The organism is Aeromonas cavernicola (genome assembly GCF_002795305.1).
GTDB lineage: Bacteria > Pseudomonadota > Gammaproteobacteria > Enterobacterales > Aeromonadaceae > Aeromonas > Aeromonas cavernicola.
The window spans coordinates 1-8,625 of sequence record NZ_PGGC01000158.1 but is presented as its reverse complement, the minus strand read 5'-3'; the positions used below and the strand labels follow the sequence as shown (position 1 = coordinate 8,625).

9 protein-coding genes are annotated in these 8,625 nt (G+C 57.5%); 3 read left to right on the top strand and 6 right to left on the bottom strand.

Features of this window, described 5'->3' with window-relative positions; genetic code table 11:
- Both CUC53_RS15750 and CUC53_RS15745 read left to right on the top strand, forming a co-directional pair.
- On the top strand, positions 1–352 hold a 352-nt coding region (locus CUC53_RS15750; RefSeq protein WP_167386777.1), incomplete at its 5' end, for an efflux RND transporter permease subunit.
- A gap of 102 nt (positions 353–454) precedes the next feature.
- On the top strand, positions 455–799 hold the full coding sequence (locus CUC53_RS15745) for a copper-binding protein (RefSeq protein WP_100295023.1): 345 nt from the start codon (positions 455–457) through the stop codon (positions 797–799).
- Between the two features lie 61 nt (positions 800–860).
- Here the strand turns inward: CUC53_RS15745 and CUC53_RS15740 are convergent, their stop codons facing one another.
- From CUC53_RS15740 to CUC53_RS15720, 5 genes are all read right to left on the bottom strand, one after another.
- Complete coding sequence (locus tag CUC53_RS15740) at positions 861–1,778, bottom strand: ABC transporter substrate-binding protein (protein WP_100295022.1); 918 nt, start codon at positions 1,776–1,778, stop codon at positions 861–863.
- A gap of 61 nt (positions 1,779–1,839) precedes the next feature.
- Positions 1,840–2,640, bottom strand: coding sequence for an ABC transporter ATP-binding protein (locus tag CUC53_RS15735; protein ID WP_100295021.1), 801 nt, complete (start codon positions 2,638–2,640; stop codon positions 1,840–1,842).
- A complete protein-coding gene (locus tag CUC53_RS15730; RefSeq protein WP_100295020.1) occupies positions 2,640–3,677 on the bottom strand; it encodes a FecCD family ABC transporter permease in 1,038 nt (345 codons plus the stop codon). The genes CUC53_RS15735 and CUC53_RS15730 overlap by 1 nt, the downstream gene beginning before the upstream one ends.
- Positions 3,678–3,684: 7 nt before the next feature.
- Complete coding sequence (locus CUC53_RS15725; RefSeq protein ID WP_100295019.1) at positions 3,685–4,701, bottom strand: FecCD family ABC transporter permease; 1,017 nt, start codon at positions 4,699–4,701, stop codon at positions 3,685–3,687.
- 214 nt (positions 4,702–4,915) lie between these two features.
- Positions 4,916–5,731: a siderophore-interacting protein gene (locus CUC53_RS15720; RefSeq protein WP_100295018.1), complete on the bottom strand. Its 816-nt coding sequence runs from the start codon at positions 5,729–5,731 to the stop codon at positions 4,916–4,918.
- Positions 5,732–6,002: 271 nt separating this feature from the next.
- On the opposite strand from CUC53_RS15720, the gene CUC53_RS15715 reads away from it, so the two are divergent.
- A complete protein-coding gene (locus CUC53_RS15715; protein WP_100295017.1) occupies positions 6,003–7,535 on the top strand; it encodes an HD domain-containing phosphohydrolase in 1,533 nt (510 codons plus the stop codon).
- Positions 7,536–7,652: 117 nt separating this feature from the next.
- Here the strand turns inward: CUC53_RS15715 and iolB are convergent, their stop codons facing one another.
- Complete coding sequence (gene iolB / locus CUC53_RS15710; RefSeq protein WP_100295016.1) at positions 7,653–8,510, bottom strand: 5-deoxy-glucuronate isomerase; 858 nt, start codon at positions 8,508–8,510, stop codon at positions 7,653–7,655.
- Positions 8,511–8,625 lie beyond the last annotated feature (115 nt).

The following is an 8,625-nucleotide window of genomic DNA, read 5'->3' as shown; positions in this document are numbered from 1 at the left end:
GGTGGGGGTGGGCTTTATCGCCCTGGCTGGGGTGGCGGTGGAGCCCGGCGTGCTGATGCTGGTCTACCTCAACCACGCCTGGGATGACCTCGTGGCCAGCGGCAAGCCGGACAAGGCGGGGCTGCACCGGGCGGTGATCCACGGCGCCGCCCTGCGCCTGCGCCCCAAGATGATGACGGTAGTGACCATTATCGCCGGCCTGTTGCCCATCATGTGGAGTGAGGGCACCGGCTCAGAGGTGATGCAGCGCATCGCCGCCCCGATGATCGGCGGCATGGTGAGCGCGCTAGTGCTGACCCTGTTGGTACTGCCGGCCGCCTACTACCTGTGGCGCAGCCGCCACCTTGCTTAACCAATGGGAGCGACCACCTCAACCCATCACTATCAAGTGCAATAACCGACCGAACTTAGGTCACATTTGTTCTCTCACAAGACAAAAAAGTAAGGAAAAATGATGAATTACAAAACGTTAGCTATCACCCTGTTGCTCAGCCTTGCCACTTACAGCCAAGCGCAAGCCGCCAATCACCAAGGCCATGACATGAGCCAAATGGGTGAAATGAAAGGGATGCAGGAGATGACCATGACCCGTGGGGTAATCAGCCGTATCGATGAGGCCAATGGTAAAATCGGCATCAAACACGAGACCATCAGCAACCTCAATATGCCGCCGATGACCATGGTGTTCAGCGTGGCCGATCCGGCTCAGCTCAAGGGGTTAAAAGCCGGTGATCCGGTCAGCTTTCATGCCGAAAATCAAGGCGGCCAGCTCACCGTCACCCATATCCAGCCCCAATAAGGGCAGTTGTTAATGGCAAAGGGAGGCGCAAGCCTCCCTTTGTGTTAGGTTCAACGCTCCCTCAGCGAGCGGCCGTCAGTAACTGCTCCACATCATCGATCACCTTCAGCGCCGCCTGCGGGCCGCCACTGGAGGTCCACAGTGAGCCATCGACTACGCCAAAACGCTTGGTTTTGATCACCCCTAATTGCTGGAAAGCCGGGGTCTGCTCAGCCTGTTTCATGGCATCCACCGCATCACCGGTGGCGCTTAAGGTGCCAATCACCAACCAGTCGGCGTCCAGTAAATTAAGAGATTCCAAGCTCAACGGGGGAGAGTGCGGGGCATCCTTGCCCTGCTGCTGGGCTGGCCGTACCAACCCCATCGACTCCACCACGCTGCTGGCAAAGGTGCCCGGATACATAAAACTGGGCCCCTTGGGGTTCCAGCGCACGATGCTGATGCTCTGCCCCTGCTGCTTAGCCAGGGTGCTACGGGCTTGGGTCAGCCGCTCGGTATAGTGCTGCAAAAATGCCGCGCCCTCTTGGTCACGGTTCAGGCTGTGGGCGGTGCGGCGGAAGATATCCTGCCACGGCTCACCCCACTTGCCAGTCACCACGGTCGGGGCGATTTCCCCCAACAGGGCCAACAGCTCGGGGCGAGTTTGGCCAATCAGGATCAGGTCTGGTGCCAAGGCGATCAGCGCCTCCAGATTGGGGCTATCAAGATCGCCGATCACCTCAATATCGTTACCCACTTTATCCAGCAGGTAACGGGGCAAACTCGGCTGGCCGCGGCCATTAAGGGCCCCTACTGGGGTCACTCCCAAGGTCAACGCATTATCCAGATCGATCTCGCTCAGCACCACGACCCGCTGGGGTTTAGCAGGGACTTGCACCGTGTTGCCGAACGCATCGGTCACCTGACGCAGATCCGCAGCCTGAACCAGTGGGGCAGCCAGCATCAGAATGCTGGCCACTAGCGAAGAAAAAAGCGTCATCATGTCACTCCTGTTGGTTGAATGAATTAGGGCCACCGCCGTCACACGGCGTGGGCACCACCTAGCTGACTTGGCGCAAGGTGGCAGCACCCTGACGCTGCGGCACGATAATGGGGGCCCCGTCACCGGGGGCATGGAGAATGTCGACTCGGGTCTGGTAGAGCCGGTCGATCAGAGACTTGGTCACCACCTCCCGAGCGGGCCCCATGGCGGCAATCTGGCCATCACCAATGGCGATCAGCTCGTCGCAATAGCGGGCCGCCATCGCCAGATCGTGGATCACCAGCAGCACGGTTTTGCCCTCGGCGGTGATGCGGTGAATCGCCTCCATCACCTCGGTCTGGTGGCCGATATCCAGCGCGCTGGTGGGCTCATCGAGCAGCACCATGTCACTGTCTTGGGCTAGGATCATCGCCAGCCAAGCCCGCTGTGCCTGGCCGCCGGACAGCGACGCAGCGCTCTGCTGCCACATCCCCTCAAGCTGCATCCGCTCGCAGGCGCTGCGCACCATACGGGCATCCTCCGCTCCCCACTGATTGAACCAGCCCTGATGGGGGTGGCGGCCATACTGCACCAGCTGCTCCACCAGAATGCCCGCAGGCAAGGTCGGCCGCTGGGGCAGATAGGCGAGTTCGCGCGCCAGTCCCTTCATCGGGTAGCTGGCGAGCGGCTTGCCCTTGAGCAAAATATCCCCCGAGTGAGGCTTTATCTGGCCAGAGAGCAGCTTGAGCAGAGTCGATTTACCGCAGCCGTTGGGACCGACGATCCCCACCAGCTTGCCCCTTGGCACACTGAAAGAGATGTCCCGTAGGATGGGGGTCTGCTGATAGGCAAAATGGAGGCGATTTACGGTGAGCGTCATCAGTCAGCCCTCTGGCGATCGTTAACAAGAAGAAACAGCAGCAACAAGCCGCCGAGAATACGGGTCATGATGCCGGTCGCCACCTCGTGGGGGCTGGCCAACACCCGAACCAGGGTATCGCTGGCCAGCAGCAGCAGGGCACCGCTGAGTGCCGCCAGCCAGAGCGGCACCACCCGGTCTTTCACCAGCCAGGAGGCAAGAATGGGGGCTGCCATGGCGATAAAGACCACGGGGCCGCCGATGGCGGTGCCGAGCGCCGCCACCACAATGGCCTGCGCCAGAATGCCTAATTGCACCCGATCGCCGTTGACGCCAAGCCCTCTGGCCATCTCAGGGCCAAAACGCAGCACCGCCAGCAAGCGGGAGAGGTAGACAATCCAAGGGCAGATCAGCAACAGCAAGAGGGCAATCGGGGTGATGGTGCTGTACCCCACAGCAATAAAGCTGCCCATGTTCCACAGATAGAGGGAACTTAAGTGCAGCAACGACTGAGTGGACATCACGAACTGACCGAGGGCCTCAAACAGTTCGGCAAGGCCGATGCCGATCACCACGAACAGATAGCCCTGTTCCCCAGGTTTGCGGCAGAGGGCATAGAGCACCAGTGCCGCGAAGATGGCGCCGATAGGCGCAGCCCACCAAGGCCAGCTGCCCACGGTCAGGTAAAGAGAAAAAATGATGATGGCCAGAGAGGCCCCGTTGTTGACCCCGACCATATCGGGGGTGGCCAGTCGGTTACGCACCAAGGTCTGTACCAGACAGCCGGAGAGCCCCATGGCGGCCCCCGCCACCACGACCCCGACAATACGCGGTAGCCGGATCTTGAACAGAGTAAGCTGATCAAGCCGCGTTCCCTCCCCCAGTAGGGTGTTGACCACCCCGGCAAAGCCGAGCTTGCCGCCACCCACGCTCAGGGCCAGCACCCCTAGCGCTACCAGCGCCATGGTCAGCAGTGCCAGCCAGCGCCAGCTTGGCAGATGGAGCAGCAAAGAGCGGTTACCGGCCCGCAGGCAGAGCATATCGGTCGGTGTGCGCATCAGCCCCTCACTTGACGGTCAGCAGGGTACGAAAGCCCCCGCGATGAACGATGGCGATCAGCACAGGTGCGCCGATAAGAGCCAGAATGACCCCGTTGGGCAGCTCGAACGGCTGGATCAGCCAGCGCGCCAAGATGTCGGCCAGCAGCAGAAACAACATGCCAAACAGGGCGGAGAAACAGACCTGCACCGCCAGCTTTACCGGCTCTACCAGTCGGCCACAGTAGGCGGCCAGAAAGCCGACAAAACCGATGGGGCCGGCGATGGCGATGGCACTGGCGGTAAACAGGGTGGCGGCTAGCAGCACGCCAATTCGCACCCGGTTGGGACGGATCCCCAGCGCCTGGGCTTGGGCATCCCCCATCTGCATCAGGGTCAGCTGGCGACAGAGCAGCAAGGTGATGACAAAGGCCGCCAGCACGCAGGGCAACACGGCAATGATGGCATCGAGATTGGCCGCCGACAGGGAGCCAAGGTTCCAGAAGCGGTACTGCTCCAGCACCATCTTGTTGGAGAGCAGCAGAAAGCTGGAGAGACCGCCGAAGTTGGCGGAGAGCGCCACCCCGACCAGAATGAGCTTCAGCGGATTGGAGCGGCCAATCATCATGCCAAGCCCCAGCACAATCACGTTACCAAGCAGCGCACCGAGTCCTGCCCAGAGCAGATAGCCGTAGGCGGACTCCACCCCAAACCAGGTGAGCCCCACCACCAGCGCAAAGACGGCCCCGGCGTTGACCCCGAGCAGGCCGGGTTCCGCCAGCGGGTTGCGGGTCGCGCTCTGTAACAAAGACGCAGCCAGCGATAAAGAGGCACCGACCACCATGGCACAGAGGGTGCGCGGCAGGCGCAAGGTGGTAAGCACCATGGCCAATTTCTCATCACCCACCATGTTGGGATCACCAGCAAGATAGCCAAACACCGCCCGAGCACCGTAAACGCCGGCCCCGGTGGCCAGCGAGAGCGCACAGAGCAGTAATAGGAAGAATAAGCCCAGCCAAAACAGATAGGTCGGGTGTTTAAACACCGTTTGACTCCTTTGTGTGAGGTCCTAAGCGGAAAACAGAGAGAGGGCTCGTGGCACACTCAAGCGACATATAGGGTCGCAGCTGACAGGGTGAGCCCACCGATAGTGATGAGGCAACGCCGCCTGATACTGGGTAAAACGCCGCGCCGATCTTATCGGCACGGCGCAATACTAAATGAAAATCGTTATTATTTGCAAGAGTTATCAATATCCGTTATCTATCGCTCTCGTTATCCATTACCTCATGGCGAGTCTGATGATAGGCCTCTTCACTCTTACCACGGCGCCAATAGGGCACCGCATACAGGGATTGGCGATCCACTTCAAGGGTGCTGCGCAGATAGCGGCGCAGCGGCAGCACCAACGCCTCTTCCCCACCCAGCCAAAAGAAACCGCCATCTCGGCTCAGGGGCAGGCTCAACACATGGTCAAGCAAGCCGCTGGCGGCAGGCTCACCGACAAACCACTGACACCGCACGCCAATCGGCAGACTGATCGGTTGTGCATCGGCCTTATCTGGCACCACAATGGCGATCTCTCCCCTGGCATTGGTCGGCATCACCTCGCACATCGCCGTAATAGCAGGCAAGGCCGTCAGATCCCCCACCAGCAGGTAATGATCAGCCAGCGGCAGCATCGGATGGGGGCCGCCCGGCCCAGAGAGGATCACTTTATCTCCTGGCTTGGCATGCACAGCGAAAGCACTGGCTGGCCCGCTGTCACCGTGGATCACAAAGTCGATCTCAAGCTCTTGGGTCTCGGGGCGAACAGCCCGAATAGAGTAAGTGCGAATGATCGGCTTATCCTCTGGATTAGCCCAGCGCGGGCCGCTGGCGGTCATCACGGGTAAAACCGGCTCACTCTGATAAGGCTGAGCCAGCATTACTTTGATATGAGCCCCGCCACAGGTGACAGGGTAATCCGCTAACTCACTGCCACTAAAACAGAGTCGGCGTAAATGAGGGGAAAGTTGGACGGCCGTTTTGACCGTTACCAGGCGAGGACGTTTAGCAGGCAATATCGGGGACACCAAAATACTCCTAATCACGGTGTATTACTCAATAATCGACACCATATACGAATAGGAATAATTATCAAATACAATAAGCGGCAATAAATTAAAGATTTAAATGAATCTATTTCTTGAGCTCCCACAATCAATGTAATTATTTTTATCAGTAGCAAACGCTACGTTAATGAGTTTTATATCGATTTTTCAAATCACATTTTATTTTTTAAGCAGTTTCTTATCTGGCAATAAGCAGTTAATGTAGGGGAATACTGACACGCAGGATGAGAAAATGGATGACAATATCCTGATTATTGATGATGGCGATCTGCCTATTCCAGATACCCCCCAAGGCGGCTGGAAAGTGATGATAGTGGATGACGAACCTGAGGTTCACCACATCACTACGATCACCCTCAACAAGTTCATATTCGACGATCGCCCGATCAGCTTTTTTCATGCCTACTCCGCAGCAGATGCCAAAGAACAACTGCTCACCAACCCAGATATTGCCCTGTTACTACTGGATGTGGTGATGGAGACCGATCATTCCGGCTTGGATGTGGTGAAGTTTATCCGTGACGATCTGCAAAATAAGATGGTACGGATTGTGTTGCGCACCGGCCAGCCTGGTCAGGCGCCGGAAGACGACGTCGTCAACAACTACGACATCAACGACTACAAAGACAAGACCGAACTCACCTCGCAAAAGTTGCGCACCTTGCTACGAGCCAGCTTGCGCTCCTATCGCGATATCTGCATCTTGGAAAGCCATCGCAAAGGGCTAGAAAAGGTGATCGCCGCCTCCAAAGGGATCTTCGAAAAACGGGCATTGCGCCAATTTGTCGAAGGTGCCCAAGAGCAGCTAGGGGCTCTTTTGTATCTTGGGGAAACCCAGATATACGATGTTAAGCAGTGCGCCTATGAAGTTCGAGATCAACTGCTCGAACCACTTCTGCCAGGTTTGTCAGCCATTTTACTCAGCGAAGCGCCGGCCATTTTGCGCCAAGCAATGGCGCTCAAATCCAATATTTATGCCCCAGATCAGATGGTGCTCTACTGCCAAAACTCCCGCCATCATCTGTTATTTCATATTGAGATTTTCCGGCCGCTGAGTCAGATAGACACTGGCTTACTCTCCCTATTTACTGAAAATATCGTGGTGGCACTGGAGAATATCCGCCTCAATGAAGTGATCGCCGATAACCAACGGGAAATTATCTACCGTATCGGTGAACTGATTGAGACTCGCTCCAAAGAGTCAGGTTTACACGTTAAGCGGGTTGCTCTCTACACCGAGCAATTTTGCTTGCTGCTAGGGATGAGCGAAGAGCAGAGCGAGCTGATCAAACGCGCTTCCCCGCTCCATGATATCGGTAAGGTCGGCATTCCAGACGCCGTGTTGCAAAAACCGGGGAAGTTCACCCCCGAAGAGTGGGATGTGATGAAAACTCACGCCCAGCTCGGCCAAGATATGCTCTCTGGCAGCAACCTAACCCTGTTTCAGATTGGCGCCACCATCGCCGGCAACCACCACGAAAAATGGGATGGCAATGGCTACCCTCGCGGTTTACAAGGTACTGACATCCCCCTAGAAGGGCGGATTGTCGCCTTAGCGGATGTCTTTGATGCTCTGTGCTCCGATCGCTGCTACAAACGGGCATGGCCACTTGACGATGTGCTGGCCTTTATTGAGCAGGAGAAGGGCAAACATTTCGACCCCACCTTGGTGACCCTCATGATGGCCAATCTGGATAAATTCTTGGCTATTCGCGATGAGTACAAGGATGTTTATCTCGGCGAACATTATCTCAGCGAACAGTGAGCGGCCGACTCGGCCGCTCCCCTTTATCCACCATCGAGGTCTAATCTGACGTTTTCACGTCGCCCCTGCCAACTCAACACTGACTCAGCACGATGCCGATGTGAGCGGCAACGCCAGTTAACGCTCACTGTCGCTCGCCATGTTGACCGGCTCTGAGCAAGAGGGAGGATAGGCGTCACTGTTGATCCACTGATGGTCCGCTTCCCAGGTAAATAGCCATTTGCGCACCGGCCCCGCCATCACGTTGAGGTAATAGCTGTCATAGCCGGCCAAGGTGGCGACCGGATGATAGCCTCGTGGCGCCATCACCACCCCCTTGTCATAGACCGCCATCGACTCATCAAGGCTGCGATCATCGGTGTAGACCCGCTGAAAACAGAACCCTTGCGGTGGATTGAGTCGGTGGTAATAGGTCTCCTCCAGATAGGTCTCATCAGGTGCGTTATCGGTGTCATGTTTGTGGCTCGGATAAGAGCTGGTACAGCCCTCATCAGTAAACACCTCCACCACCAACAAACTGTCGGCTAGGGCGCTATCGGGCAGAATATTGTGCACCAAGCGGCGGTTATTACCTCTGCCGCGCCGCTCGGCCCCGACCTGCTCGGGCCGGATCAAGCGGGAAGGATAGGTTCCCTTGCCCGGTGCTCGGCATACCGCCAGCTCCAGCGCTGTGGTGGCAAGCACATGGCAGCTATCCCCTTGGGTGACATAGACCGCCCACGGCTTAGTGCGCGCGAACGGGCTCATCCGCTCGCCCACCTCGGGGTAGTGTTGCTGGGGGGTGGAGATCTCTGCCCGCCCCGCCACCAACACCAAACAGAGCTCATCGCCGCTCGGGGCAAACTCAATGCTCTGATTGGCCGCCAGCTCATATACCTCAAACCCGACATATTGCCAGCCCGCTGAGGCGGGCGTAATGCACTGGGTTCGCCCCTGCTCATCAGCGGGATGATAACGGGACAACAATCTCGACATATCACACTCCTTTCATGCTTGAACCCGGTGATCCACGGTAATAAATGAACCCGCTCATGCAGCAAGCTAGGCGGCGTTGATCTGACGATGCTAGGCGGCAGGCCGTTAGCCCTGC

What these genes read in the sequence shown, in the direction of transcription:
- CUC53_RS15745 (WP_100295023.1), top strand. Translation starts at nt 455, where the DNA reads ATGAATTACAAAACGTTAGCTATCACCCTGTTGCTCAGCCTTGCCACT.
- CUC53_RS15740 (WP_100295022.1), bottom strand. Translation starts at nt 1,778, where the DNA reads ATGACGCTTTTTTCTTCGCTAGTGGCCAGCATTCTGATGCTGGCTGCC.
- CUC53_RS15735 (WP_100295021.1), bottom strand. Translation starts at nt 2,640, where the DNA reads ATGACGCTCACCGTAAATCGCCTCCATTTTGCCTATCAGCAGACCCCC.
- CUC53_RS15730 (WP_100295020.1), bottom strand. Translation starts at nt 3,677, where the DNA reads ATGCGCACACCGACCGATATGCTCTGCCTGCGGGCCGGTAACCGCTCT.
- CUC53_RS15715 (WP_100295017.1), top strand. Translation starts at nt 6,003, where the DNA reads ATGGATGACAATATCCTGATTATTGATGATGGCGATCTGCCTATTCCA.
- iolB (WP_100295016.1), bottom strand. Translation starts at nt 8,510, where the DNA reads ATGTCGAGATTGTTGTCCCGTTATCATCCCGCTGATGAGCAGGGGCGA.